Here is a 25,505-nt window from a genome sequence, read left to right as displayed (position 1 = left end):
GGGCCTCCGAGAGGAACACCTCCCGTGCCTGCTACATCCGTTCTGCGCCGCAGCCTCGCGGTCGCCGCCGCGTTCCCCCTGCTCACTCTGGCCGCCTGCGGCTACGGTTCCGAGGCCGAGGACGACGGCGCCGCCAAGGTCGCCGCCGGGGCGAAGAAGATCGACGGTCTCGACGCCGTGAAGATCGGCTACTTCGGCAACCTGACCCACGGCACCGCGCTGGTGGGCCTGGAGAAGGGATTCTTCCAGAAGGAGCTCGGCGCGACCAAGGTCGAGCCGGCCGTCTTCAACGCCGGCCCCTCGGAGATCGAGGCGCTCAACTCCGGCTCCATCGACATCGGCTGGATCGGCCCCTCCCCCGCCATCAACGGCTACACCAAGTCCGGCGGCAAGAACCTGCGCATCATCGGCGGTTCGGCGTCCGGCGGCGTGAAGCTCGTGGTGAACCCGGACAAGATCAAGTCCCTGAAGGACGTCAAGGGCAAGCGGATCGCGACCCCGCAGCTGGGCAACACGCAGGACGTGGCGTTCCTCAACTGGGCCGCGGAGCAGGGCTGGAAGGTCGACCCGCAGAGCGGCAAGGGCGACGTCACGGTCGTCCGCAGCGACAACAAGGTCACCCCCGACGCCTTCAAGGCCGGGTCGATCGACGGCGCGTGGGTGCCGGAGCCGACCGCGTCGAAGCTGGTCGCCGAGGGCGGCAAGGAGCTGCTCGACGAGGCGACGCTGTGGCCGGACAAGAAGTTCGTGATCACGAACATCATCGTGCGGCAGGAGTTCCTGAAGAAGCACCCGAAGGTCGTCGAGGCCGTGCTCAAGGCCTCGGTCACCACCAACAAGTGGATCAACGCCAACCCGGACGCGGCCAAGGAGGCGGCGAACAAGCTCCTGGAGAAGGAGACCGGCAAGGCGCTGCCCGCCGAGGTGCTGGACCCGGCGTGGAAGTCGATCCGGTTCACCGACGACCCGCTGGCCTCCACGCTCAACACCGAGGCGGAGCACGCCGTGAAGGCGGGGCTGCTGGAGAAGCCGAACCTGCAGGGCATCTACGACCTCGCGCCGCTGAACGAGGTCCTCAAGGCCGAGGGCGCGCCCGCGGTCGACGACGCCGGTCTCGGCGTCAAGTAAGCCCGCAACCCGATCCGTTCCCAGGAGGTGACGACCATGGCCACGACCCTCGCCAAGGCCGCCGACGGCACCGAGACGGCCACGCACGCCGCTCGCATCGAGCACGTCTCGAAGTCGTTCGCGGGCCCCGCCGGGCAGCAGCTCGTCCTGGACGACATCACTCTCGATGTCGCGCCCGGAGAGTTCGTCACCCTCCTGGGGGCCTCGGGCTGCGGCAAGTCCACGCTGCTCAACCTGGTGGCGGGCCTGGACCGGCCCAGCGCCGGCGAGATCAGCACGGACGGCCGCCCGGCGCTGATGTTCCAGGAGCACGCGCTGTTCCCGTGGCTGACCGCGGGCAAGAACATCGAACTCGCCCTGAAGCTGCGGGGCGTGCCCAAGGCCGAGCGCCGCGACCGGGCGGAGCAGCTGCTGGAGCTGGTGCGGCTGAACGGCGCCCACGGCAAGCGGGTGCACGAGCTGTCGGGCGGTATGCGCCAGCGGGTCGCGCTGGCCCGGGCGCTCGCCCAGGAGAGCCGGCTGCTGCTGATGGACGAGCCGTTCGCGGCGCTGGACGCCATCACGCGGGACGTGCTGCACGACGAGCTGACCCGCATCTGGCGCGAGACGCAGGTCTCCGTCCTGTTCGTCACGCACAACGTGCGCGAGGCGGTCCGGCTGGCGCAGCGCGTGGTGCTGCTGTCCTCCCGTCCGGGGCGCATCGCGCGCGAGTGGACGGTGGGCATCCCGCATCCGCGCCGTATCGAGGACACCGCCGTCGCGGAGCTGTCCGTCGAGATCACCGAAGAACTGCGTGGGGAGATCCGCCGTCATGGCCAGCACTGACTCGACGACGACCGTCGACAAGGACGGCACCGATCTCGCCGGTCTCGAGGCGGGCCTCGACGCGCTGGAGACACGGCAGACCAGCCGCAAGCCGTTCCGGCAGACCTTCACCGAGAAGATCCTGCCGCCGGTGCTCGCCGTCGCGCTGGTGCTGGCGGTGTGGCAGGCCCTCGTCTCGTTCAAGATCGTCGACGACCCGACGAAGCTGCCCTCGCCGTCGGCCGTCTGGGACGTCGTCCACTCGGCGTGGCTGCAGGGCGAGTTGCTCGGCTACATCTGGACCAGCGTCTCGCGCGGCCTGCTCGGCTTCTGCTTCGCGCTGGCCATCGGCACGCCGCTGGGCCTGATCGTGGCCCGGGTGAAGTTCGTCCGCGCGGCGATCGGCCCGATCCTGTCGGGTCTGCAGTCCCTGCCGTCGGTCGCCTGGGTGCCGCCGGCGGTGATCTGGCTGGGCCTGAACAACTCGATGATGTACGCGGTGATCCTGCTGGGCGCGGTGCCGTCCATCGCCAACGGCCTGGTGTCGGGCGTGGACCAGGTGCCGCCGCTGTTCCTGCGCGCGGGCCGCACGCTGGGGGCGACGGGTCTGAAGGGCACCTGGCACATCGTGCTGCCCGCCGCCCTGCCCGGTTACGTGGCCGGTCTGAAGCAGGGCTGGGCCTTCTCCTGGCGTTCCCTGATGGCCGCCGAGATCATCGCGTCCTTCCCCGACCTCGGCGTGGGCCTGGGCCAGTTGCTGGAGAACGGCCGCAACGCCAGCGACATGGCCATGGTCTTCGAGGCGATCCTGCTCATCCTGATCGTCGGCATCGCGATCGACCTGCTGATCTTCAGCCCGCTGGAGCGGTGGGTGCTGCGCAGCCGCGGCCTGCTGGTGAAGAGCTGAGTGACATGACGAACAAGCCCGTTCTCCTCGTCATCGCCCACGGCAGCCGCGATCCGCGGCACGCCGCGACGGTGCACGCCCTGGTGCGCCGGGTGCGCTGCCTGCGCCCCGACGTCCGGGTGGAGACCGGGTTCCTGGACTTCAACGTGCCGTCGGTACAGGGCGTGCTGGAGTCCCTGGCGGTGCAGGGCGTCCGTGACGTGGTCGCCCTGCCGCTGCTGCTCACCCGCGCCTTCCACGCGAAGGCCGACATCCCGGCGGTCCTCGCGGACGCGCCCCCGCAGCTGCGCATCCGCCAGGCGGAGGTCCTGGGCCCCTCGCCCCTGCTGCTGGCGGCCCTGGAGCGACGTCTGTACGAGGCGGGTCTGACCCCTGCCGACAAGTCCTCGACCGGGGTCGTGCTGGCCTCGGCGGGGTCCACCGACCCGGAGGCGATCGCAGTGATCGCAGCAATCGCGCGGGAGTGGCGGCACACCGGTTGGTGCGCCGTGCGGCCTGCGTTCGCCTCCGCTGGTTCTCCCGCGGGGTTCCCTCGCACGGAGGACGCCGTCCGCGAACTCCGCGCCCTCGGCTGCGCCCGGGTGGCCGTCGCCCCCTATGTGCTGGCCCCCGGCTTCCTCCCCGACCGCATCGCCCGGGGCGCGGCGCAGGCGGACGTCCTGGCGGACGTCCTGGGCGCGGCGCCGGAGGTGGCGCGGGTGGTGCTGGAGCGGTACGAGGCGGCCCGGATGCCGGCACTGGCGGCCGTGAGCGCCTGACGCCCCATCGCCGTCACGCGGGCCACGACGCCGGTTCGGGCTGCAGGGCGAAGGAGTACGGGGCCCAGGGGCCGCTGACCTCCACGCGGAGGCCGGGGGTGGCGCGGGCCGCTGCCAGCACGCCCGTGCGGAAGGCGTCGACGCGGTCCCGGGGGACGAGGTAGGCGTCGTTGCCCATGTTGGTGCCCGGTGCGGAGCCCGCCAGGCTGCCGCGTTCGGGAGTGTGGGCGACGCGGTCGACGGCGAGGGCGCCGGCCGTTTCGGTGAGGTGGGCGGCGGCCTGGGCGAGGGTGTGCCAGGCCTCCTCGTTCCTGCGCTGTCTGCGGCGGCGGATCGCCTGGTAGGCGCGTCCCACCCCGAGGCCGGTGGCGGTGTCCCGGCCCGGTTCGGGGGCGGCCTCGGGCGGGGTGACGTCCGGGGTGGCGTAGATCTTGACGCCGAGTTCGACGTGGCCGGTGAGGCGGTCCAGCAGGGACAGGAAGTAGGCGCGGCGGGTGTCGAGGGCCTCGCGGGCGGCGGCCTCGTCGCGGTAGACGGTGGCGAGGCGCAGCGGCAGGACGGCGGCGCCGGAGGCGGCCAGGGCGGACACCACGGCGTGGTGGGAGCGGACCGTGGACTCCATCCAGTCCAGGTCGTCGAGGTGGGCCCGCAGCGGCGCGTCGTCGTAGTCGCCGGGCGGGACGTGGCCGACGGCGAAGGCCAGGGGGCCGGTGGCGGTCGCGGGGTCGACGAGGCGGATCGCTTCCCCGGCGACGCCGCGCAGGTGTGCGGCCGCCGCGGTGGCCTCGGGGGTGCGGCGCAGGACCGCGTAGGCGTAGACGAGCTGGGTGTCGGTCATGGATCCGGGCTCCTGTCGCTGGCCGTGCGTTTCCTCTCGCGAGACTCCGTTCTCGTGCCGTCCGTCCGACGGTAGGTACGCGGGTGGCGGCCGTGGTGTTCACGCGCGCACGGGCGGGATCGGCGAGAGGCCGGACCCGGAGAGCCCCCGGCCGGGCCCCGCCCCGTCCCGGAGACCGGAAGGTCACCCCGCGGGGGCCGTCAGCTCCACCAGTCTGAGCACGGTGTTCCAGTTGCGGGTGGTGGCGGTCAGCCCTCGGGTGACGCGCGGCTTCGCCAGCTGCTCGGCCAGCTTGGAGCGGCCCAGGCCGTTCGGGGCGTACAGGTACAGGGCGCGGTCGCCGAGGCGGAACTCCTCGGGGAGGAAGGCGGCCTGGTCGATCTGCCCGAAGCGGCCGGGGGTGACGGGCTCCGAGAAGTAGGTGACGTGGAGCTGCCTGGGCTCCAGCTCGGCGGCCGGGAACGGGCAGGCGTCGGCGACCGCCCGAAGATAGGCGTGGTCGCGGACGATCACGTCGACGCCGAAGCCGAAGTGCCGCTCGATGCCGTCCGCGAGCCGAGCGGCCAGGGACGCCTCGTCGCCGTGGCCGCTGGAGAACACGGCCTGGCCGCTCTGCAGATACGTACGGACGTCGTCGAGGCCGAGGCTTTCCATGAGGGCGCGCAGGTCGGCCATGGGGACCTTTCTGCTGCCGCCCACGTTGATCCCGCGCAGCAGGGCCGCGTACATGGTCGTCATCCGCTCACCATAGAGCGGCCGTCGTGCCCCGTGGGGGTGGGCACGACGGCCGCTCCGGGCGGCTGCCCGGCCCCGTAAATTACTCACCGGTCATCGCGGGGCACAACCGTCTGCTCAGGATCCACACACCCGGGGAGCCCGGAATGTCTCCCGATAGGTGTAAGGGACCACGGTCCGTGGGGGTCCTCCCCAGTGGGGAGGCGACCGGGTCCATGGGGATGAGTTCCGGCCGCGCGGCTTCACCGGGCAGCACGACGAGATGGCTTTATCCGGCCCCTACCTTCGAGACGGAAGGGGGCGGCAGGGGGCCGTCGCCGCGTCACGAGGGGGCAAGCCCGTCATGGGGAACCGAGAAGCACGGGTGCGGGGCCTCGCCGCCCGGGCCGGCGGCTGGAGCGCCCGGCACCGATGGGCCGCCGTCGGCATCTGGGTCCTGTTCGTCGTCCTGGCCACGGGGCTCGGTTCGGCGGCCGGCCGGGTCGACGTCAAGGACAGTGACCAGCTCAAGGGCGAGACGCACACCGCCGCCCGGATCATCGAGGACGCCGGGATCGACGAACCGGCCAGTGAGACGGTCCTGATCCAGGCCCGGGGGGACGGGCTGAAGGCGACGGACCCCGAGTTCCGGGACGCCGTCACCGCGGTCGTCCGGGCCGTCGGGAAGACCGGCCGGGTCACCGACGTGACCTCGCCGTACGACGCGAAGACGATCTCGAAGGACGGGCGCAGCGCGCTCGTGCAGTTCGACATGCGGGGCGAGTCCGACACGGCCGGCGAGCGGGTCGAGCCGGTGCTGGAGGCCGTCGAGGGCGTCCAGCAGGAGCACGAGGCGCTGCGGATCGAGGAGATCGGCGGCGCCAGCATGATGAAGACGTTCGACGACGCGTTCGGGGACGACTTCAAGAAGGCCGAGTACTCCGCGGTTCCGGTGGCGTTCGGCATCCTGCTGATCGCGTTCGGCGCGCTGGTCGCGGCGCTGCTGCCGGTGGCGCTGGCGCTCACCGCGATCATGGCGACGATGGGCCTGATGGCGGTCGTCAGCCATGTCATGCCGATGAGCGAGACCGCCAACTCCGTGATGCTGCTGGTCGGTATGGCGGTCGGCGTCGACTACTGCCTGTTCTACCTGCGCCGCGAGCGCGAGGAGCGCGAGGCCGGCCGGGACGCGCAGACGGCCCTGCGGATCGCCGCGGCGACCAGTGGCCGGGCGATCGTCGTCTCCGGTGTCACGGTGTGCGTGGCCATGGCGGGCATGCTCTTCACCGGGCTCGCCGAGTTCGAGGCCATGGGTCTGGCCTCGCTGATCGTCGTCGCGGTGGCGATGGTGGGGTCCGTGACCGTCCTGCCCGCGCTGCTGTCGCTGCTGGGCGAGCGCGTGGAGAAGGGCCGCATACCGTTCCTGCGCCGGCGCAAGCGGGGCACGGGCCAGGACAGCCGGTTCTGGACGGCCGTGCTGCGCCGCGTCCTGGCCCGGCCGGTGCTCTCCGTGGTGGTGGCGGCCGGTGCGCTGCTGGCCGTCGCGGCACCCGCGCTCGGCATGAAGACCCAGCAGCTCACGCTGGACCAGGAGTTCGGGGATTCGCTGCCGATCGTGCAGACGTACAACCGGCTCAACGAGGCGTTCCCGGGCGGCTCGGAGCCTGCCGAGGTGGTCGTGAAGGCGGACGACATCAACGCGCCTCAGGTGCAGTCCGCGCTCGCCGACTTCCGTGACCGGGCGATCAGTTCGGGTGCCTCGCGCGGCCCGGTGGAGATCAAGCTGCACGACGCGCAGAACGTGGCGTTCGTCTACGTGCCGCTGGTGGGCGGCTCGGACCTGGACCGGGCCGGGGAGAGTCTGGACAAGCTGCGCGACGAGGTGCGTCCGGCCACGCTGGGCAAGGTCGAGGGGGTGGAGGCGCCGATCACCGGGCAGGTGGCCGGGTCGAAGGACTTCAACGACCAGCTGGCCGGTGCCGTGGTGCCGGTGTTCGCGTTCGTGGTGGTGTTCGCCTTCGTGCTGATGCTGCTGTCGTTCCGCTCCCTGACCATCGCGGTCACCTCGATCGTGCTGAACCTGCTGTCGGTGGGCGCGGCCTACGGCATTCTCGTCGCGGTCTTCCAGCACGGCTGGGGGGCGTCCCTGGTCGGTGCCGAGGGCGTCGGCGCGATCATCACCTGGCTGCCGCTGTTCCTCTTCGTGATCCTGTTCGGCCTGTCGATGGACTACCACGTGTTCGTGGTCTCGCGGATCCGCGAGGCCCGGCTGCGGGGCCTGGAGACCAGGGACGCGATCCGGCACGGTGTGGTCACCACGGCCGGGGTGGTCACCAGCGCCGCGGTCATCATGGTCGCCGTGTTCGCCATCTTCGGCACGCTGTCCATGCAGTCCATGAAGCAGATGGGCGTCGGCCTGGCGGCGGCGGTGCTCATCGACGCGACGATCATCCGCGGGGTGCTGCTGCCGGCGGTGATGGCGCTGCTCGGCGAGCGCAACTGGTACCTGCCGAGGTGGCTGCACCGGCTGCCGGACCTCACCCACGACGAGACGCCGCAGGCGATCGCGGGACCGGCGGCTCACGACGACGAGGGCGAGCCCGTCAAGGTCTGACCGCTCCCGGCGCGCGCAGGGCCCGTCGCTCCCGCAGCGGAGCGGCGGGCCCTTCCCCGCCCCCGGCCTAGGTGATCCGGCGCACGTGCAGGACGTTCCCGTCGCAGCGCAGGATCTCCAGCTCCCGGTCCGGGCGGTCGCCGTCGAAGGAGAGCGCGAGATGACGGTCCGACACGGACCGCCAGCGGCCGGGGACGGCGCCGGGCGCGTCCCCGCGTCCGAGCGGACGGTCGACGAAGCGGCCGTCGGGCGCGAACTCCATGCCGCGGCGCCCGCGCGCCGGCGGGAACGGGTAGTCGTCCGGGCGGTACACCCGCACGTCTTCGAGGTCCTCCTCGTAGGAGTGGAACCACGAGCGGAACAGGGCCGACGGGGGCTGCTGCATGTTCCGGCCACCTCACTGCCCGGAGCCGTCCGTATTGCCGGTCTCACACCGAAGTGCCTAGGATTATCAGTGTATGGGTCCGGAGGGAACGGGCAACCGACCGCTCCGCCCCGCGTCGCCCGGCCCTCGCGGCGCGCCTCAGACGCGCGAGTTCCACGGCCGCGTGCGCGCGGCACACGCTCAGCTCACCCGAGGGGCAGTCATGTCCGACGCCCACTCCTACCTCCGTGTCACCTCCGCCGACTACAGCCGCTGGTGCGGCGCCATGGAGGTGGACCGCAGACTCCTCAGCCAGAACCCCGAGTACGCCGGGAACCGGGCCGCGATCGAGAACACCGCGTTCGCCTACGAGACGATGGAGCACATCGCCGGCCGCCCGAGCGTGGTCGACATCCCCGTCGTGGTGCACGTCGTGCACAACACACCCGAGCAGGACGTGGGCGAAGCCCAGATTCACAGTCAGATCGACGTGCTCGACAAGGACTTCCGCGCGAGCAACCCGGACGTCGACCAAGTGCCCCCGGTCTGGCGGGACCTGGTGGCCGACGTACGGCTGCAGTTCCATCTCGCCCGCACGGACCCGCTGGGCCGGCCCACGGACGGCATCACGCGGACCCGCAGCGCGACCGCGGACTGGGACACCGACGACCTGGTCAAGTTCAGCCTGAGCGGGGGCCACGACGCCTGGCCCGCCGACGTCTACCTGAACGTCTGGGTCTGCAAGCTGCGCCGCGGCCTGCTCGGCTACGCCCAGTTCCCGGGCGGCGCCGCCTCCACGGACGGTGTGGTCGTCACGCACAGCGCCTTCGGCACCACGGGCACCGCCACCGCCCCCTTCGACGGCGGCCGCACGGCCGTGCACGAGATCGGGCACTGGCTGAACCTGCGGCACATCTGGGGCGACGACGACGAGGGCTGCAGCGGCAGCGACTTCGTCTCGGACACGCCCAACCAGGCGGGCCCGAACCTCGGTTCACCCGGCTTCCCCCATGTGACGTGCAACAACGGGCCGGACGGCGACATGTTCATGAACTACATGGACTACACCGACGACGCCGCGATGTTCATGTTCACCAGGGGCCAGGCGGCACGCATGGACGCCACACTCGACAACGCCCGCCTGACCCTCACCCGCCAGGCCGTCGCGGTCTGACCACGGCCCGGGCGCGCGGCGCCACCTAGCCTCGGCGCGCCGCCAGTTCCGCCTCGATCAGGTCGGCGGCGCGGCGCGTACCGCCCTCCTGGACCGTCTGCGCCTGGATCTCCTTCAGGCGGCGCGCGACCTCCGGATCGTCGACCAGGGCGAGCGCCGCCTCGCGCAGGGCCTCGCCGGTCGCCTCCTCAGTCGCCAGACACCGGGCGACGCCGAGGCCGCGGAGCGTCTCCGCGTTGCCGAACTGGTCCGCCGCCTGCGGTACGGCGATCATCGGCGTGGCCGTCGCCAGGCCCTCCTGGCTGCCGCCCGCGCCGGCGTGCGTGACGAACAGGTCGGCCTGCCTCAGGACGGCCAGTTGCGGCACCCAGGACCGCACCTCCACGGTGGCGGGGACCTCCCCGAGCACGGCGGGGTCGACGTGCTTGCCGACCGAGAGCACCAGGTGCCAGCCAGGCAGGTCGCCGAACGCCTTCACGCACTCCCGGTAGAAGTCCGGCTGCTTGGTGAAGGCGGACCCGAGGGAGACGAGCGCGACCTTCTCCGCGCCGGCCGGCCGCTGCCAGCCGCCCTCGGAGCCGCGGTCGCCCTGGCAGGGGCCGACGAAGGAGTACACGCGCTCGTCGACCCGGTCCGCGTGCGGCTGGAGCGCCTTGGGGATCAGCACGATCGAGCGGTCGGGCCGCCCCCCGAACGCGTCGGGGTGCAGCGTGATCCCGTTCTCCTCCAGCCAGGCCCGGAAGCGGGCGTAGTAGGCGCGGCCGCGCTCGGTCTTCCTCGGCTCCGCCCACAGGGGCTCGGCGACCTCCTCCTCGTACCCCTCCCAGGCGACCATGGCCGGTGAGAGCGAGATGGCGGGCACGCCCCAGCGGTGGGCCAGGACCCGGCCCGGGTACGAGGCGATGTCGTGCAGCACCAGGTCCGGCTCGTCGCCCTCGTAGGCCGCGATCAGCTGCGGCAGGGCCTGGATCGCGTCGTCGAGGAACGGCTCCACGTTGTCCAGCAGCGTGGTCCCCCACGCCTCCGGGTCGTCGTCGGGCGAGGGCAGGGTCGACGTCCAGGGCTTCACCTCGGCGCCGGTCTGCGCGACCTTCTCCGCGAAGACCGGAGGGATGGCGTAGGTCACCCGATGACCGCGGGCCACCAGCTCGCGGATCACCTCCAGGCTGGGGTTCACGTGGCCGTGGGCGGCGATGGAGAACATGGCGATGTGCGCGCGACTGGTCATGCGCCGACCTTAAGCGAGACGAGACGTCTCGTGCAAGTAGTTGAGGATCTGCGAGGTCAGCGCGGGCCCCGGCCGGAACGGCAAGGGCAGGAAGCGGGGAGGCGGACGCCGCCGGGCGTGGTGGCTCGCCGGGCGTGGTGCGCCGGAGCCGTCAGCGCTGGTAGCGGGCGAGGACCAGGTTGCCGTCCTTCTCCAGCCGTTCGCGCAGGGCGCCGAGGCCGATCGCTCCGCTGTAGTACTCCTGCAGGGCCGGTGTCGCCACCTTGTCCTTCCACTCGGGGTAGCCCCGGACCGTCTGCGCGGGGGCGGGGCGCAGGTGGGCGGCGAGGGCCGTGCCGGTGGCCCAGCCGTGCCGGTCGGTGTGCAGGGCGGGGTCCCGCAGCGCGCGGGTGCCGGTGGGCAGCATCCAGTCGCCGAGGGCGAGACGGACCATGTTCTCCGGGCGCAGCAGGAAGCCGAGGAAGGCGGCGGCCTCCTCCTTGTGCGGGCAGTCCTCGGCGATGGAGAGGGTCTGCGGGCTGACGCCCTGGGCGAGTCCGGCGGCGCCGGCCGGGGCGGGCAGCACCTGCCAGTCGAAGCCCTCCGGGGCCTGCTGCACGATCTGCTGCCGGTAGGAGAAGCCCAGCGGCACCATGGCGTAGCGGCCGCCGAAGAAGCCGGGCAGGGTGTCGGAGCCGCCGCTGCCCAGGGTCGTGGGCGAGGCGCTGCGGTCGGTGCCCACCTGCCGGGCGATGGTGCGCGGCACGACCTGGTCGGCCGCCTCGAACCGGACCGTCACCCTGCCGTCCGCGCCGCGGTGGAAGAGCTGTCCGCCCGCCGACAGGGAGAGGTTGAGCGTGGCGGAGACGGGTTCCTTCAGCGGCCAGGCGACGCCGTACTTCCCCGGTCCGCTGAGCCGGCCGGTGATCCGGCGGAACTCGTCCCAGCTCCACGGCATTTCGGGCGTGGGGATCCGCACGCCGGACTTCCTCAGCCAGGTCGCGTTGGCGACGAGCACGCGTGGTTCCTGGAGGAACGGCACGCCGTAGACGCCGTCGCCGAAGGTCGTGGTCTGCCAACTGCGCTGCGGGATGTCCGACTTGAGTCCGGCCGGCAGCAGGCCGGTGAGGTCGGCGAGGTAGCCGCCGTGGGCGAAGTCGGCGAGGTCGTCGGAGGCGTCGTGGATGACGTCGGGTGCCTCGCCGCCCTCGAAGGCGGTGAGGAGCTGGTCGTGGACGCTGTCCCAGGAGCCCTGGACGTACTCGACGCGGACGTCCGGGTGGGTGGCGTTCCACTCGGCCACCAGCTCCCTGGTGGCCTCCACGGACTCCTGCTGCCACGCCAGGGACTGGAAGCGCAGGGTGATCCGGCCGTCGTCACGCGTGCCGCCGGAGGAGCAGCCGGCGAGGAGGAGCAGCAGGACGAGGGCCGACAGGCGGGCGCGCATCAGCTTTTCACCGCCCCGGCGAGCAGGGAGCCGGTGATGCGCCGCTGGATGAGCGCGAAGACGACGAGGGAGGGCAGGGTCGCGAGGCAGGCGGCCGCCGCGAGCGGGCCGAGGTCGGCGACACCCTCGGCGCCGATGAAGTGCGTGAGCACCACCGGCAGGGTCTGTTTCTCCGGCGTCTTGAGCAGCACGAGCGCGAAGAAGAACTCGTTCCACGCGGTGACGAAGGCGAACAGCCCGGTCGCCACGATGCCCGGCGCGAGCAGCGGCGCGGTCACCGACACCAGCGTCCGCACCCGGCCGGCGCCGTCGACCGCGGCGGCCTCCTCCAGCTCGCGCGGCACGGCCCGGACGTACCCGGCGAGCATCCACAGCGCGAACGGCAGCGCCCACACCATGTACACCAGCACCAGTCCCGGCACCGAGTCGATCAGGCGCAGGTTCTTCAGCACGAGGAACAGCGGGATGATCAGCAGCACGAACGGGAACGCCTGGCTGACCACCACCCAGCCCGTCACCGCCCTGGCCAGGCGGGTGCGCTGCCGGGCGAGGACGTAGGCCGCCGGCGTGGCGATCAGCACGGCCAGGACGGCCGCCGCGAGCGCGACGAGCAGGGAGTTGAGGGCGGCGCGCAGCAGCGGCTGCTCGGCGAAGGCCTGCCGGAAGTTGGCGAGGGTGGGGTCCTTCGGGAGCCAGGTCGGGTGCAGGCTGCCCAGCTCGCGCGGCGGCTTGAACGCGGTGGAGAGCAGCCAGATGAACGGGAGGGCCAGGAAGACCAGATACGCGAGCAGCGCCGTGTACTGGCCCACGCGGGCCGGGGTGCCGGTCCTCATGTGTCGTCACCTCCCCGCAGGCGGCCGGCGAGGAACACGGCCAGGGCGATCGAGACGACGGCGACCATGACGCAGCCCATGGCCGCCGCGTAGCCGAACTGGCCGTAGCGGAAGGCCTCTTCGTAGGCGAAGAGCATGGGCAGCCGGGTCCGGCCGCCGGGGCCGCCGCTGGTGAGCACGTAGACCAGGGCGAAGGCGTTGAAGTTCCAGATGAGGTTGAGCGCCGTGACGGCGAGGGCGACGGGCCTCAGGGCGGGCCAGGTGACCGTGCGGAAGCGGCGCCAGGCGCCCGCCCCGTCCACGGCCGCCGCCTCGTGCAGTTCGCGCGGGGTGTGCTGCAGCCCGGCGAGCAGCGCCACCGTCGTCTGGGGCATGCCCGCCCAGACGCCGACGACGATCACGGCGGGCAGCGCGGTGGTCAGCGCGCTGAGCCAGTCCCGGCCGCCGCCGAGGCCCAGGTCGCGCAGGGTCTCGTTCAGGATGCCGGCGTCGGGGTGGTAGACGAGCCGCCACATGATGCCGACGACGATCTCGGGCATGGCCCACGGGATGATCGCCAGGGCGCGGGCGAGCCGGCGCAGCCGGAGGTCCTGGTTGAGCAGCAGGGCCAGGCCGAGGGCGAGCAGGAACTGCGGCACGGTCACCCCGACCGCCCACACCAGGCCGATCCGGAACGACTCCCGGAAGAGCGTGTCGTGCATCAGGTCCCGGAAGTTGAGGGCGCCGATCCACTCGGTGGGCTCGGTGCGGCCCGACTGGGCGTCGGTGAAGGCCAGCAGGATCCCGTGGAGCAGCGGCCCGACGCTGAGGACGAGGATGGGGATCAGGGCGGGCAGCACCAGGAACCAGGCACCGTGGCCGGCGGTCCGGCGGGACCCGCCGGCTCCGCGCCGGCGGCCGGCGGGTCTCCTCGGCGGCGACGCCTCGGTCACCGATGTCACGGAATCAGCCCCTCTGCACGGCTCGGCGGGCGACGTCATGGTCGTGACAGCGGTCTGCCTCGCCAGGACACCTCGTATGCCCCCCGACCTGTGCCGATGCGACACTGACCGGAGGATGGCCGGAACCCGACGGCAGCGGTGCGGACGACGGAGGCGGACGATGGACGAGGCACGGGCACGGGACGTACTGGCGGCGGCGCGGGTGCTGCCCGGAGCGGCCCGCGAGGCACGGCTGCTCGCCCTGGGCGAGAACGCGGTGTTCGCCGCCGGTGACCTGGTCGTCAAGGTCGGCCGCGACGCCGAACTCCTCGACCGGGCGCGCCGCGAACTGGACGTCGCCGGGTGGCTCGCTCAGGCCGGGGTGCCCGCCGTGCGGGCGGCCGAGCCGAAGCCGCTGCTGGTGGACGGCCATCCGGTGACCGTGTGGCACCGGCTGCCGGATCCCGTGCGGCCCGCCGAGCCGCGGGACCTGGCCGAACTGCTGCGGGTCGTGCACGCCACGCCGCCTCCTCCCTTCGCGCTCGCGGGGCGTGATCTGCTGGGTGGCGTGGAGCGCTGGCTGCGGCTCGCCGGGGACGCGGTCGATCCGGCGGACGCGGCGTATCTGCGCGAGCGGCGGGACGCGTTCGCCGCGCAGGCCGCCGCGCTGACGCCGCATCTGCCGCCCGGGGTGATCCACGGCGACGCGCTGCCGCGCAATGTGCACGTCGGGCCGGACGGTCCGGTCCTGGTCGACCTGGAGACGGTCTCCTCGGACCTGCGCGAGCACGACCTGGTGGTGATGGCCCTCTCCCACGACCGGTACGGGCTCCCCGACGAGGCGTACGCGTCCTTCACGGAGGCGTACGGCTGGGACGTACGGGAGTGGGAGGGGTGCTCGGTGCTGCGCGGCGCGCGGGAGACCGCCAGTTGCGCGTGGGTGGCTCAGCACGCGCCCGGCAACCCGAAGGCGCTGGCCGAGTTCGAGCGGCGGGTGGCGTCCCTGCGGGAGGGGGACGAGACCGTGCGCTGGTATCCGTTCTGAGGACGGGCGGCCCGTCTCAGGCCGGTTCGTCCGCCAACTCCCGCAGCGGCCACGCCCCGTCGACGAGGGCTGTGGCATCCCCCTTGCCGCGCAGGAAGTTCTGGAAGTCCGCCGCCCACTGCGCGTACCACTCGATCTGGCGGTGGTGCAGGGCCGCCGGGCCGAGCATGGCGATCTTGGGGTGGCGCTCGGCTATCGCGCAGGCCAGACGGGCCGCCGCCAGGGCGTCGGCCAGCGCGTCGTGGGCGGAGCCGAGGACGATGCCGTACTCCGCGCAGACCGCTTCGAGGTTGCGTTTGCCGCGGCGGTAGCGGTCGACCCGGCGGTCGATGGTGTACGGGTCGATGACCGGGGCCGGGTCCACCCCGCCCAGACGGTCGCACAGGGACGGCAGGCCGTGGCGGCGCAGCTCGGCGGAGAGCAGGGTCAGGTCGAAGGCGGCGTTGTAGGCGACGACCGGCACGCCCGTCTTCCAGTAGGAGGTCAGCACGTCGGCCAGGGCGTCGGCCACCTGGTCGGCCGGCCTGCCCTCGGCGGCCGCCCGTTCGCTGCTGATGCCGTGCACCGCCACCGCGTCCTCGGGGATCGGCACCCCGGGGTCGGCCAGCCACTCCCGGCGCCCCCTCGGCTCCCCGCCCCTGACCTCGATCACGGCCGCCGTGACGATGCGCGCCTCGCGCGGATCCGTGCCCGTCGTCTCCAGGTCGAAGCCGATCAGCAGCTCCCGGTGCCAGCCCATGGGCGGGCCCCCCTTCTTGTGGTGCGTTCCCCCAGTGGTCTCCACCTTCCCACGCGCCACTGACAATCAGAGGTCCGCGTTCCGTTCGCTCCCGGTGCCGGCCCCGAACCGCCCCGTACCGGTGCACCGTTCACGACACCGGCCGCGAATCCGCCCACATCACCTCGAACTCCTCGCGGTACGTGGGGAAGAGGCCGCTTTCGTCGGGCTCGCCCGACTTGACCACCTTGCTGCCGTTGCGCAGGACGAAGACCGGTGCCTCCATGCCGCGGGTGCGGCGCAGGTAGTTCTGCACGACCGCGATGCCGTCGGCGCCGTCGCCGTCGACCAGGTACGCCGTGAAGCGGGGCGTCTCGTCGAAGACCTGGATCTCGAAGGCGCCCGGGTCGCGCAGCCGGGCCCGCACCCGGCGCATGTGCAGGATGTTCATCTCCACGGCCCGGCTGAGCTCGCCGCGTTTGATGCCGAGTTCGCGCTCGCGCCGCTTGACCGCGCTGGAGGCCGGGTTGAGGAACAGCAGCCGCACCCGGCAGCCGGACTCGGCCAGCCGGACCAGCCGGCGGCCGGAGAAGTTCTGCACAAGGAGGTTGAGGCCGATGCCGATGGCGTCGAGGCGGCGGGCGCCGCCGAAGATGTCCTCGGCCGGGAACTGCCGCATCAGCCGCACCCGGTCCGGGTGGACGGCGACGACGTCGGCGTACCGGTCGCCGACCAGGTCCTCGACCGCGTCCACGGGCAGCCGGCGCGCGGAGGGCACGTCACCGCCCGCGCCGAGCATCTCCAGCAGCCGGGCCGAGGCGCGCTCGGCCTGGTTCAGCACGGCCTCGGACAGGGCGCGGTTGCGGGAGACGACGTTGCGGGTCACCTCCAGTTCGTCCAGGGCCAGTTCGACGTCGCGGCGGTCGTCGAAGTAGGGCTCGAAGCAGGGCCAGTGCTGCACCATCAGCTCCCGCAGCTGCGGCAGCGTGAGGAAGGACAGCACGTTGTCGTCGGCCGGGTCGAGCAGATAGCCCTTGCGGCGGCTGACCTCGCGCACGGCGACCGCGCGCTGCACCCACTCCTGGCCGGCGGGCCCGGCGGCGGCCACCACCCAGTCGTCGCCGTGGACGGGTTCGTAGATGGGCCGGAGCACGGCGGCCACGACCGCGCGCAGCCGCTGTTCGACGAGGTTCAGCCAGATGTAGGCCCGGCCGGCCCGCTGGGCGCGGGTGCGCACCTCGCGCCAGGCGTCGGCGTCCCAGTCCAGTTCCGGACCGATCGAGCCCGACGCGTCCATCGGCCGTGCCAGGGACACGGCACCGGTCGGGACGTCTGCGGAGTTCCCCTCGTGACCCTCGTCACCAGGGGGCAGCTCCAGCCCTCCCGAGCCCACCCGCGCACCGCCTTCCGCTCCCCCGAGCACTCCCCTTGTCAACGATCAAGGAAGGGTACTCCGGGAGCGGTCGGCGGTGCAGCCCGATGGGCAGCATCGTTGTCAACGGCCGGGCCGCCAGTGCCCGTTCTGCCAGGCGAGCCCGTCCGGAGTGAGCGGATTCATGGCGGTGGCGTCGCGCGGGGCGAGGGAGAATCCCTGCCAGTGGACGGGCATGGGCTGCTGGTCCTCGTCGCGGGCGACGTGGTGGAAACCGATGTTCATCCAGACCACCGGGTGGCTGAGGATCTGCCCGTTCACCCACCGGTCGACGGAGGTGCCGGCGCCGGGCCCGCAGGGGCCGGGGTTGTGGCTGGCGAACCGTTCGCACGGGTTGTACTGCGTGACGTACAGATCGTGCTTGGTGAAGCCGCGGCCCGGGTACCTGGTGGTGGGCCCCGGGACGATCTCGTAGGAGCGCGCGTGTCCGTCCTTGTTCTTGCCGGTCGCGCTGACCACGCGCCACCAGCGGTAGTTCCGGATGTCCCCCGCGAGCTCCTTGGTGATCTTCGTGCGGGTCGTCCTGGTGGTCGGGGCCTGCTGCCCGCCGGTGGGCGCGGTGACGGTGGAGTCGTACTGCTCGACGCGGTTCCTCGTGGAGCCGTCGAGGGCGAAGTCGAGCCGCCAGAAGGCGTTGTGGCTGTGGCTGGTGGCCCGGGCGCTCGCGCCCTTGCCGACGGGCCGGCCGCGGCCGTCGCCGGCGTCGTAGTCGTCCCAGGACAGGCTGCCGGTGGCGCCGAGGTTCATGGTGATCGCGCCGTCGTCCTGGAAGCGCCACTCGGTCAGGTACTCGTACCAGCCGACCTGGTTCACGGTGTGGACGAGAAGGTCACGGCCCTGGGCCTGGTGGACCGTGCCCGGGGTGTCACCCTGCATGCGGTAGGCGTGGCCGCGGGAGCGGGTGGTGGTGCACAGGCCCTTGATCGTCGGGGTCTCGTTGACGGAGTCGGGCACCTTGACGGTCTTGATGGTGCCGCCGGGGCACTCGCCGGCGCCAGGTTCATCAGCCCCTGGGCGAAGTCGAAGCCGGTCAGGTCGTCGTACTCGACGCTGCCGTCGTCGTAGGGGACGTGGATCTGGCCGAGCCTGGCGCTGTGGAGGACCTTGATCGGCCGGCGTTCGCCCTTCGGCTGGTAGGAGACGTCCTCCAGGACCAGGCCCGCCTTGCCGTCGTAGCGCCGGCACATCCGCCAGGTGGTGCCGGTGGAGAGCTTCTGTTCGATGCGGTGGGCGGCGCCGCAGTAGGCGGCGGTGGGCGCGGGCGCGTTCTCCGGCCGGGCGGTGGCCGGCCCGGCGCCGGCCGTGACGCCGGCGGCGAGCGCGGCCACGGTCAGTCCCACGGCGGCCCGGGTGCGGGCCCGGCTGTCGCTGTGCACACGCATGACGAGGTGACTCCCTCGGGAGGAGCGGGATGGACGGGTGGGCGGGCCGGATCAGCGGCCGAGCGTGGCGACCTCGCGGGCACTGAGGTCGATCACCAGCGACCTGGCGTCGATCCACGGCCCGTTCTCGACCTTCGGGAAGAGCCGGACGCAGCGGTGCTCGCCGCAGTCGTCGAGGGCGGCGGGCCCGGCGCCGGGCGCGGCCCGGTACACGGCGCCGCTGAGCCGGAGCCGGTCCGGGGAGGTGAGGTCGGTGCCCGTGGCGGCTTTGTAGTCGGCGCGGAGTCCCGCGCCCAGCGGGTCGGCGATCAGGAGCGCGGCCGCCTCGGCCTTCTCGGCGGCGCTCAGCGGCGGCTGAACGCCCCGCTGGGTGCTCGTGCGCACCACGGTGCCGGTGGCGAGGTCGACGGTCCGGGTGACGAGCGTGTCGTTCCGGTAGTCGTAGGAGGTCACCTCGGCGCGGCGCGGCGCGGCCGGGTCGCCGGCCTCCCCGGAGCCGGGTTCGGCGAGGTCGACGCCGAGGCGCTGCGGGCCGCGTCCGCCGGCCACGTTCTCGCCGGACCGGAACAGCCGCCCGCTGAGGGCGATCCTCTCGGCCCGCCTCGTCTCGTCGTCGGTCAGCGGGTCACGGCCCGTGCCCCGCTCCCCCTCGGCCGCCGGCGGCTCGACCACGCCGGGGGCCACGGCGGGCGCCGTCGCGGCCTCCTGCCGGGCGGAACGCCCCGCGCCCGCGCCTGTGCCTTCGGCCCCGGCCGTGCCGGGCAGGGTCACGGCGACCAGGGCGGCCGTCGCGGCCACCGCCACGGCCGTTCCCGCCACGACCTTGCCCAGGTGGCGGTCGACTATCGTGCGCACGTCTTCCCCCTGCTCCCCCACAGCCCCGGAAGTATGTTTCGGCCCCTCTGGTTCGGCATATCTCGTATGCACTGGTCACTCGGTAGGAGGGAGATAAGCCATAGGAGGTTCCCCCACTTTCGGGGAGACTCGGGGGCCAAGGCGTCCCCACCGGCGCCGTACAGCTGAAAGAGTCGTATCCATGCAGGTCTGGCCTGGCGAGGCGTATCCACTCGGTGCCACGTACGACGGCGCCGGTACCAACTTCGCGGTCTTCACGGAGGCCGCGGACCGAGTAGAGCTGTGTCTGCTGCACGACGACGGCTCGGAGACGGCGATCGAGCTCCGCGAGAGCGACGCGTTCGTCCGGCACGCGTACCTGCCCGGCATCATGCCCGGGCAGCGGTACGGGTTCCGGGTGCACGGGCCGTACGCACCGGAGCACGGGCTGCGGTGCAATTCCGCGAAGCTGCTGCTCGATCCGTACGCGCGTGCGATCAGCGGATCCGTCCGCTGGGGTGAGGAGGTCTACGGCTACCACTTCGACGATCCCGACCGGCGCAACGATCTCGACTCGGCGCCGCACATGATGACCTCGGTCGTCGTCAACCCCTACTTCGACTGGGGCGACGACCGGCGTCCGCGCACCGAGTACCACCACACGGTGCTCTACGAGGCCCACGTCAAGGGCCTCACGATGCGCCACCCGGGGCTCCCGGAGGAGCTGCGCGGCACCTACGCGGCCCTCGCGCACCCGGCGATCATCGAGCACCTCACCGAGCTCGGCGTCACCGCGCTGGAGCTGATGCCCGTCCACCAGTTCGTGAACGATCACCGCCTGGTCGACATGGGCCTGAACAACTACTGGGGCTACAACACCATCGGCTTCTTCGCCCCGCACAACGCCTACGCGTCCTGGGGCGACCGGGGCCAGCAGGTGCTGGAGTTCAAGTCGGCGGTGAAGGCGCTGCACGAGGCCGGGATCGAGGTGATCCTCGACGTGGTCTACAACCACACGGCCGAGGGCAACCACCTGGGCCCGACCCTGTCCTTCAAGGGCCTGGACAACCCGCGCTACTACCGGCTCACCGACGACCCCCGCTACTACATGGACACGACAGGGACCGGGAACTCCCTGCTCATGCGCTCCCCGCACGTGCTCCAGCTGATCATGGACTCGCTGCGGTACTGGGTCACGGACATGCACGTCGACGGGTTCCGCTTCGACCTGGCCGCGACGCTGGCCCGGCAGTTCCACGAGGTGGACCGGCTGTCGTCGTTCTTCGACCTGGTGCAGCAGGACCCGGTCGTCTCCCAGGTGAAGCTGATCGCGGAGCCGTGGGACGTGGGCGAGGGCGGCTACCAGGTGGGGAACTTCCCGCCGCTGTGGACCGAGTGGAACGGCAAGTACCGGGACACCGTGCGGGACCTGTGGCGGGGCGAGCAGCGCACGCTCGCGGAGTTCGCCTCGCGGCTGACCGGCTCCTCCGACCTGTACCAGGACGACGGCCGCCGCCCGCTGGCCTCGATCAACTTCGTGACCTGCCACGACGGCTTCACCCTGCACGACCTGGTGTCCTACAACGACAAGCACAACGAGGCCAACGGCGAGGACAACCGCGACGGCGAGAGCCACAACCGGTCCTGGAACTGCGGCGTCGAGGGCGAGACCGACGATCCGGACGTGCTGGCGCTGCGGGCCCGGCAGATGCGGAACTTCATCGCGACGCTGATGCTGTCCCAGGGCGTGCCCATGATCAGCCACGGCGACGAGTTCGCCCGCACCCAGCGCGGCAACAACAACGCCTACTGCCAGGACAACGAGCTGGCGTGGGTGGAGTGGCCCGACGAGACGGAGGACGCCGAGGGGGGCCTGAGCAGGGAGCTGCTGGGCTTCACGCGCGCGATGGTGTGGCTGCGCCGCAACCACCCGGTCTTCCGCCGCCGGCGCTTCTTCCACGGCCGGCCCGTGGAGGGCACGCACGACGACCTGTCCGACATCGCGTGGTTCACCCCGGACGGCCGGGAGATGACCCAGCGGGACTGGGACTCGGCGCAGGCGTCGGCGCTCACCGTGTTCCTCAACGGCAACGCGATCTCGGAGCCGGGAGCGCGCGGGGAGCGCATCACGGACGACTCGTTCCTGCTGATGTTCAACGCCTCCCCCAAGCCGCTGGAATTCGTCGTCCCGGTCAACCACGGGCGGCAGTGGGAGGTCGTGGTCGACACGGCGCTGCCGGAGGGCGTGCCGTCGGACACCGGCGCGAAGGTGCAGGCCGGGGACCGGCTGACCCTCACCGACCGGAGCATGACCGTGCTCCAGCGGCCCGTGTAGCCGCAGCGCGGCCCGCGCAGGCGGTCCGCCGCGCGTCGCCCGGTGAGAGCCACTCGTCCGGGCGACGCGCGGCGCACCCGGAGGGCCCGGGGGCACGAACCGCCGCGGGACGGGTACGTACGTTTCCATGACACCTGAGCGACCTGACCCGGTGGTGCCCACGGCCACGTACCGGCTGCAGCTGCAGCCCGACTTCCCGTTCGGAGCAGCCGCGGCCGCCGTGCCGTACCTGGCCTCGCTCGGGGTCTCGCACCTGCACCTGTCCCCCGTCCTGGAGGCGGTGCCCGGCTCGGCGCACGGCTACGACGTCGTCGACCACGCGCGCGTGCGTGAGGAGCTGGGCGGCGAGGACGGGCTGCGGGCGCTGGCGCGCACGGCGGGCGAGCACGGACTCGGCCTGGTGGTGGACATCGTCCCCAACCACATGGCCATGTCACCGCGGCACAACCGGGCCCTGTGGGAGGTGCTGCGCGAGGGCCCGAAGTCGCCCTACGCCCGCTGGTTCGACATCGACTGGGAGGCCCAGGACGGCCAGGTGCTGCTGCCGGTGCTCGGCGGGCCCGTGGGCGAGGTGCTCGACGAGCTGCGCGTCGACGGGGACGTCCTGCGCTACTACGACCATGTGTTCCCGCTGCGCGAGGGCACCGAGGACCTGCCGCTGCCGCACCTGCTGGACGCGCAGTGGTACCGGCCCGTGTGGTGGCGGCTGGCCCGGACCGAGCTCAACTACCGGCGCTTCTTCAGCATCTCGGAGCTCATCGGGGTGCGGGTGGAGGACCCGGAGGTCTTCGAGGCCACCCACGACAAGATCCTCCAGCTGTTGCACGAGGGCGTGATCGACGGGCTGCGCGTCGACCACCCCGACGGGCTCGCCGACCCCGACGGCTACCTGCGCCGGCTGCACGAGGCGACCGGCGGGCGCTGGACGGTCGTGGAGAAGATCCTGGCCGACGGCGAGCATCTGCCGGCCTCCTGGCCCGTCGCGGGCACCACCGGCTACGACGCCCTGCGGCACGTGGACGGCGTCTTCACCGACCCGGCCGGGTTCGGGGAGCTGCTCGGCCAGTACCGGCGCTTCGCGGCCCCGCAGACGGACCGGGGCGGGCAGTGGGACGCGACGGTGCGGCGCGCGGCGTACAAGGTGCTCACGCACGAGCTGGCGACCGAGACGGAGCGGCTGACGCGGGTCGCGACCCGGCTGTGCGCGACCTCGCCGGAGCCCGCGCTGCGCGACCGCGCGCCCTGGGCGCTGCGCACGGCGCTGCAGGAGCTGCTGGTCCGCATGGAGGTCTACCGGCCGTACGAGTCCGTCGACGCGGCGTCCCTGGTCACCGAGGAGGCCGCGGCCGAGGCCCGGCTCGCCTTCGCGGTGCCGGAGGAGGCCGGCGCGGTCGACGTCGTACGCGATCTGGTGCTGGGGCGGTACGGCGACGGGCCCGCCCAGCTGGAGTTCCGCGCGCGGTTCGCGCAGACCTCGTCGGCGCTGCGGGCCAAGTCCGTCGAGGACACGGCGTTCTACCGGTACGTGCCGCTGCTGTCGGCGACCGAGGTGGGCGGGAACCCGGGCGCTCCCGCGCTGACGCCCGAGGAGTTCCACGGGTACTGCGCGCGCGTGCAGCGCGACTGGCCGGCGACCGGGACGGTGGCCTCGACGCACGACACCAAGCGCAGCGCCGACGTCCGGGCCGCGCTGCACGTGCTCACCGAGTGCCCGGAGCGCTGGGCGGACGTCCTCGCCGAGGTGACCCGCTCCGGCGAGGGCGTGCCGGACGCGCAGCTGGCGTGGGCGGCCTGGCAGACGGTGTTCGGGCTGGGCCCGGCCGACGGGGCCGCCGAGCGGGTGCAGGGCGCGCTGCTGAAGCACGTGCGCGAGGCGGGCCTGTTCACCAGCTGGACCGAGCAGGAGCCGCCGTACGAGGAGGCGGTGGCGCGGTTCGTGGCGGCGGGGCCGTGCGGGGCGCCGGGTGAGCGCGTCGCCGCGTTCCGGGAGTCGCTCGCGCCGCACATCCGGGCCAACGTGCTGGGCACGGCCCTGGTGCAGCTGACGATGCCGGGCGTCCCGGACGTCTACCAGGGCACGGAGGCCGAGTACCGGGCCCTGGTCGACCCGGACAACCGGCGGGCGGTGGACTTCCCGCCCGCGGACCTCGGGGGCACGTCCGGCGAGAAGGCCGCCGTGACTCGGGCCGCGCTGGGGCTGCGGGCGCGGCTCCCCGGCGCGTTCGGCGACACGGCCACGTACACGGCGCTGCCGGCGGAGGGCCCGGCGGCCGGGCACTGCCTGGCGTTCGCCCGGTCCGGTGAGGTGGTGACGGCCGTGACCCGGCTGTCGCTGCGGCTCGCCGAGGCGGGCGGCTGGCGGGACACCGTGCTGCCGCTGCCGCCGGGCCGCTGGGCCGACGTGCTGGAACCGGGCCGGGAGTTGACGGGACGTGTGCGGGTGGCGGAGCTGTTCGCGGCCCTGCCGGTGGCCCTGCTGCAGAAGACGGGCGACTGACCCCGGGCGACCACGGGGGTGCCTCAGGGGCATCCGGCCAAGGGCATCCGACCACGGCGGTGCCTCAGGGGCATCCGGCCAAGGGCATCCGGCCACGGGGGTGCCTCAGAGGCATCCCCGTCCTCCCCTGCCGCGCCGCCGGGCCCCGTTCCCGCACGCGGCGTCGGGCGGGGCCCGGCCCCGGCGGGGCAGTGCTTCCGGGCGCCCCCTGGAGCCTCCCCCGTCGTGCCCTTGACAGCGCACCACGGCCGTGGGGTACTGCCAGGGCGAACTCGGGCGGATGTGACGGGGGTGAGTGTCCTGCCGGAGCTGCGCTACCCGACGGTGACCGAACAGGTCCGCGCTGCCCGCGCGTTGACCGCCCAGCGTCCCGGCGTGTGCACCCTGCGCCAGGTGGGCGCCTCACGGGCCGGCCGGCCGCTGCACCTGCTGTCCGTGGGCCGGGCCCGCCGCGCCGTGCTGGTGGTCGCGGGCGCCCACGCCAACGAGCCGACCGGCTCCTGCACGCTCCTCGCGCTCGCCCGGCGGGTCCTGGAGCAGCGGGAGCTGCGCGACGGCATGTCCTGGCACTTCCTGCTGTGCGCCGACCCCGACGGGGCGAGTCTGCACGTGACGCCGGCGCCGCGCAGCCTGTTCGACTACCACCTCGGCTTCTTCCGGCCCGCGGGCCCGGAGCAGCCCGAGTGGGCACCGTCCGTGCTGCCGCCCGACCGGCTGCCGCCCGAGACCCGGGCGCTGACCGGCGTCATCGACGAGCTGCGCCCGTACCTCCAGGTGACCCTGCACGGCACGGACCTCGGGGGCAGCTGGGTGCAGCTCACCAAGGACGTGCCCGGACTGGCCGAGCCGTTCGCCAAGTCGGCCGCGGAACTGCACATCCCGGTGGAGACCGGCGCCTCGGACGCCGCGGGCTGGCCCGCCTCCGGGCCGGGCGTGCACGTGATGCCCGCCCCGGGGATCGGCCCGGCGTACCCGAGCCTGCCGGACGACGCGCGGCACAGCACCTGGTTCCACGCCCACCGCTACGGCGGTCTCACGGCCGTGGTCGAGGTGCCGATGTGGGCGAGCGACCTGGTGGACGACCCGGCTCCGCATCCGGCCCCGGCGGCGGCGCTCGGGCGGCTCGCGCGCCGGCTGCAGCGCGACGCGCTGGAGGTGACGCGCGTGCTGGAGGGCGCGCTGCCCCGGCTCGCGGAGCTGGACGGGCCGTTGCTGCGGGCCGCGCGGTGGGGCCTTGAGCTGGTGCCGGGACTGGCCGCCGACCTGGCGCACACCCCGCCCGCCGACCGGACGATGGCCTACGTCGGCAGTGTGGACGCGTTCGCGCGGCGCGTGCCCCTGCGGGCCGCGGCCATGCTGCGGCGGGTGCTGCGCGGCACCGACGAACGGGCGGCGAAACAGCTGGAGCATCTCGTGGCGACCTGGAGCGACGCCTTCGCGGAGCGTTTCCGCGCCCGCTGGGTGCCCCTGGAGAACCAGGTGGAGCACCAGAGCCGGACGGTGGTCGCGGCCGCGCTGCACGCACGCGAGAAGACCGGCTAGGGGCGCGGTGTC

20 protein-coding genes and 1 pseudogene are annotated in these 25,505 nt (G+C 72.9%); 10 read left to right on the top strand and 11 right to left on the bottom strand.

Annotated features, from left to right (window positions below; all coding sequences use genetic code 11):
- Positions 1–24 precede the first annotated feature (24 nt).
- Genes CHR28_RS08100 through CHR28_RS08085 form a run of 4 tightly spaced genes read left to right on the top strand, consistent with a single transcriptional unit; the run spans position 25 to position 3,597 of the window.
- Positions 25–1,128 carry an aliphatic sulfonate ABC transporter substrate-binding protein gene (locus CHR28_RS08100; protein ID WP_094052816.1) on the top strand — a complete coding sequence of 368 codons (1,104 nt, stop codon included), beginning with the start codon at positions 25–27 and terminating at the stop codon, positions 1,126–1,128.
- Positions 1,129–1,164: 36 nt separating this feature from the next.
- Entirely contained in the window at positions 1,165–1,953 is a 789-nt protein-coding gene (locus CHR28_RS08095) for an ABC transporter ATP-binding protein (RefSeq protein WP_094052815.1), read from the top strand.
- A complete protein-coding gene (locus CHR28_RS08090) occupies positions 1,940–2,839 on the top strand; it encodes an ABC transporter permease (RefSeq protein ID WP_094052814.1) in 900 nt (299 codons plus the stop codon). Before CHR28_RS08095 ends, CHR28_RS08090 begins: the two co-directional genes overlap by 14 nt.
- A gap of 5 nt (positions 2,840–2,844) precedes the next feature.
- Positions 2,845–3,597 (top strand): sirohydrochlorin chelatase, encoded by a 753-nt coding sequence (locus tag CHR28_RS08085; protein ID WP_094052813.1) that lies wholly within the window; start codon positions 2,845–2,847, stop codon positions 3,595–3,597.
- 13 nt (positions 3,598–3,610) lie between these two features.
- Here CHR28_RS08085 and CHR28_RS08080 read toward each other — a convergent pair whose 3' ends face one another.
- Positions 3,611–4,435, bottom strand: coding sequence for a GvpL/GvpF family gas vesicle protein (locus tag CHR28_RS08080; RefSeq protein WP_094052812.1), 825 nt, complete (start codon positions 4,433–4,435; stop codon positions 3,611–3,613).
- Between the two features lie 183 nt (positions 4,436–4,618).
- Positions 4,619–5,173 (bottom strand): DUF1697 domain-containing protein, encoded by a 555-nt coding sequence (locus CHR28_RS08075; RefSeq protein WP_094052811.1) that lies wholly within the window; start codon positions 5,171–5,173, stop codon positions 4,619–4,621.
- Between the two features lie 340 nt (positions 5,174–5,513).
- On the opposite strand from CHR28_RS08075, the gene CHR28_RS08070 reads away from it, so the two are divergent.
- Complete coding sequence (locus CHR28_RS08070; protein WP_094052810.1) at positions 5,514–7,763, top strand: MMPL family transporter; 2,250 nt, start codon at positions 5,514–5,516, stop codon at positions 7,761–7,763.
- Positions 7,764–7,830: 67 nt separating this feature from the next.
- On the opposite strand, the gene CHR28_RS08065 is transcribed toward CHR28_RS08070, so the two are convergent.
- A complete protein-coding gene (locus tag CHR28_RS08065; protein WP_094052809.1) occupies positions 7,831–8,148 on the bottom strand; it encodes a hypothetical protein in 318 nt (105 codons plus the stop codon).
- Between the two features lie 202 nt (positions 8,149–8,350).
- Here CHR28_RS08065 and CHR28_RS08060 point away from each other — a divergent pair, with 202 nt between their 5' ends.
- The gene (locus CHR28_RS08060) at positions 8,351–9,301 is read left to right on the top strand and encodes a zinc metalloprotease (protein WP_094052808.1); all 951 of its coding nucleotides are present in this window, start codon (positions 8,351–8,353) and stop codon (positions 9,299–9,301) included.
- 25 nt (positions 9,302–9,326) lie between these two features.
- Here the strand turns inward: CHR28_RS08060 and mgt are convergent, their stop codons facing one another.
- From mgt to CHR28_RS08040, 4 genes are all read right to left on the bottom strand, one after another.
- Positions 9,327–10,529, bottom strand: coding sequence for a macrolide-inactivating glycosyltransferase (mgt, locus tag CHR28_RS08055; RefSeq protein ID WP_094052807.1), 1,203 nt, complete (start codon positions 10,527–10,529; stop codon positions 9,327–9,329).
- A gap of 151 nt (positions 10,530–10,680) precedes the next feature.
- A complete protein-coding gene (locus tag CHR28_RS08050; RefSeq protein ID WP_094052806.1) occupies positions 10,681–11,955 on the bottom strand; it encodes an ABC transporter substrate-binding protein in 1,275 nt (424 codons plus the stop codon).
- Positions 11,955–12,788, bottom strand: coding sequence for a carbohydrate ABC transporter permease (locus CHR28_RS08045; protein WP_094052805.1), 834 nt, complete (start codon positions 12,786–12,788; stop codon positions 11,955–11,957). The genes CHR28_RS08050 and CHR28_RS08045 overlap by 1 nt, the downstream gene beginning before the upstream one ends.
- A complete protein-coding gene (locus tag CHR28_RS08040; protein ID WP_094052804.1) occupies positions 12,785–13,729 on the bottom strand; it encodes a carbohydrate ABC transporter permease in 945 nt (314 codons plus the stop codon). The genes CHR28_RS08045 and CHR28_RS08040 overlap by 4 nt, the downstream gene beginning before the upstream one ends.
- Before the next feature lie 160 nt (positions 13,730–13,889).
- Between CHR28_RS08040 and CHR28_RS08035 the strand changes: the two genes are divergently transcribed.
- Entirely contained in the window at positions 13,890–14,753 is an 864-nt protein-coding gene (locus CHR28_RS08035; protein ID WP_094052803.1) for a phosphotransferase enzyme family protein, read from the top strand.
- 16 nt (positions 14,754–14,769) lie between these two features.
- On the opposite strand, the gene CHR28_RS08030 is transcribed toward CHR28_RS08035, so the two are convergent.
- The 4 genes and pseudogenes from CHR28_RS08030 to CHR28_RS08015 all read right to left on the bottom strand — a co-directional run bounded on the left by CHR28_RS08030 (position 14,770) and on the right by CHR28_RS08015 (position 19,140).
- Entirely contained in the window at positions 14,770–15,492 is a 723-nt protein-coding gene (locus CHR28_RS08030; protein ID WP_094052802.1) for a 3'-5' exonuclease, read from the bottom strand.
- A gap of 130 nt (positions 15,493–15,622) precedes the next feature.
- On the bottom strand, positions 15,623–16,864 hold the full coding sequence (locus CHR28_RS08025; RefSeq protein WP_094052801.1) for an SAV2148 family HEPN domain-containing protein: 1,242 nt from the start codon (positions 16,862–16,864) through the stop codon (positions 15,623–15,625).
- 102 nt (positions 16,865–16,966) lie between these two features.
- A pseudogene (locus CHR28_RS08020) lies at positions 16,967–18,285 on the bottom strand (copper amine oxidase).
- 51 nt (positions 18,286–18,336) lie between these two features.
- On the bottom strand, positions 18,337–19,140 hold the full coding sequence (locus tag CHR28_RS08015; RefSeq protein WP_094052800.1) for a Tat pathway signal sequence domain protein: 804 nt from the start codon (positions 19,138–19,140) through the stop codon (positions 18,337–18,339).
- Between the two features lie 181 nt (positions 19,141–19,321).
- On the opposite strand from CHR28_RS08015, the gene glgX reads away from it, so the two are divergent.
- From glgX to CHR28_RS08000, 3 genes are all read left to right on the top strand, one after another.
- A complete protein-coding gene (glgX, locus tag CHR28_RS08010) occupies positions 19,322–21,454 on the top strand; it encodes a glycogen debranching protein GlgX (RefSeq protein ID WP_094052799.1) in 2,133 nt (710 codons plus the stop codon).
- Positions 21,455–21,581: 127 nt separating this feature from the next.
- On the top strand, positions 21,582–23,951 hold the full coding sequence (gene treY / locus CHR28_RS08005; protein WP_094052798.1) for a malto-oligosyltrehalose synthase: 2,370 nt from the start codon (positions 21,582–21,584) through the stop codon (positions 23,949–23,951).
- A gap of 291 nt (positions 23,952–24,242) precedes the next feature.
- Positions 24,243–25,493, top strand: a complete 1,251-nt coding sequence (locus CHR28_RS08000) for a M14 family zinc carboxypeptidase (RefSeq protein ID WP_094052797.1) — start codon at positions 24,243–24,245, stop codon at positions 25,491–25,493.
- The last annotated feature ends 12 nt before the right edge of the window (positions 25,494–25,505 follow it).

Origin of the sequence: Streptomyces sp. XY006, from assembly GCF_002237655.1 — a bacterium.
GTDB classification, from domain to species: Bacteria; Actinomycetota; Actinomycetes; order Streptomycetales; family Streptomycetaceae; genus Streptomyces; species Streptomyces levis.
This window is presented reverse-complemented; position numbering and strand designations above follow the sequence as displayed.

Coding starts and splice junctions, on each gene's coding strand:
- CHR28_RS08050 (WP_094052806.1), bottom strand. CDS start 11,955: ATGCGCGCCCGCCTGTCGGCCCTCGTCCTGCTGCTCCTCCTCGCCGGC.
- CHR28_RS08060 (WP_094052808.1), top strand. CDS start 8,351: ATGTCCGACGCCCACTCCTACCTCCGTGTCACCTCCGCCGACTACAGC.
- treY (WP_094052798.1), top strand. CDS start 21,582: ATGACACCTGAGCGACCTGACCCGGTGGTGCCCACGGCCACGTACCGG.
- CHR28_RS08075 (WP_094052811.1), bottom strand. CDS start 5,173: ATGACGACCATGTACGCGGCCCTGCTGCGCGGGATCAACGTGGGCGGC.
- CHR28_RS08070 (WP_094052810.1), top strand. CDS start 5,514: ATGGGGAACCGAGAAGCACGGGTGCGGGGCCTCGCCGCCCGGGCCGGC.
- CHR28_RS08030 (WP_094052802.1), bottom strand. CDS start 15,492: ATGGGCTGGCACCGGGAGCTGCTGATCGGCTTCGACCTGGAGACGACG.
- CHR28_RS08065 (WP_094052809.1), bottom strand. CDS start 8,148: ATGCAGCAGCCCCCGTCGGCCCTGTTCCGCTCGTGGTTCCACTCCTAC.
- CHR28_RS08090 (WP_094052814.1), top strand. CDS start 1,940: ATGGCCAGCACTGACTCGACGACGACCGTCGACAAGGACGGCACCGAT.
- CHR28_RS08035 (WP_094052803.1), top strand. CDS start 13,890: ATGGACGAGGCACGGGCACGGGACGTACTGGCGGCGGCGCGGGTGCTG.
- CHR28_RS08045 (WP_094052805.1), bottom strand. CDS start 12,788: ATGAGGACCGGCACCCCGGCCCGCGTGGGCCAGTACACGGCGCTGCTC.
- glgX (WP_094052799.1), top strand. CDS start 19,322: ATGCAGGTCTGGCCTGGCGAGGCGTATCCACTCGGTGCCACGTACGAC.
- CHR28_RS08095 (WP_094052815.1), top strand. CDS start 1,165: ATGGCCACGACCCTCGCCAAGGCCGCCGACGGCACCGAGACGGCCACG.
- CHR28_RS08080 (WP_094052812.1), bottom strand. CDS start 4,435: ATGACCGACACCCAGCTCGTCTACGCCTACGCGGTCCTGCGCCGCACC.
- mgt (WP_094052807.1), bottom strand. CDS start 10,529: ATGACCAGTCGCGCGCACATCGCCATGTTCTCCATCGCCGCCCACGGC.
- CHR28_RS08085 (WP_094052813.1), top strand. CDS start 2,845: ATGACGAACAAGCCCGTTCTCCTCGTCATCGCCCACGGCAGCCGCGAT.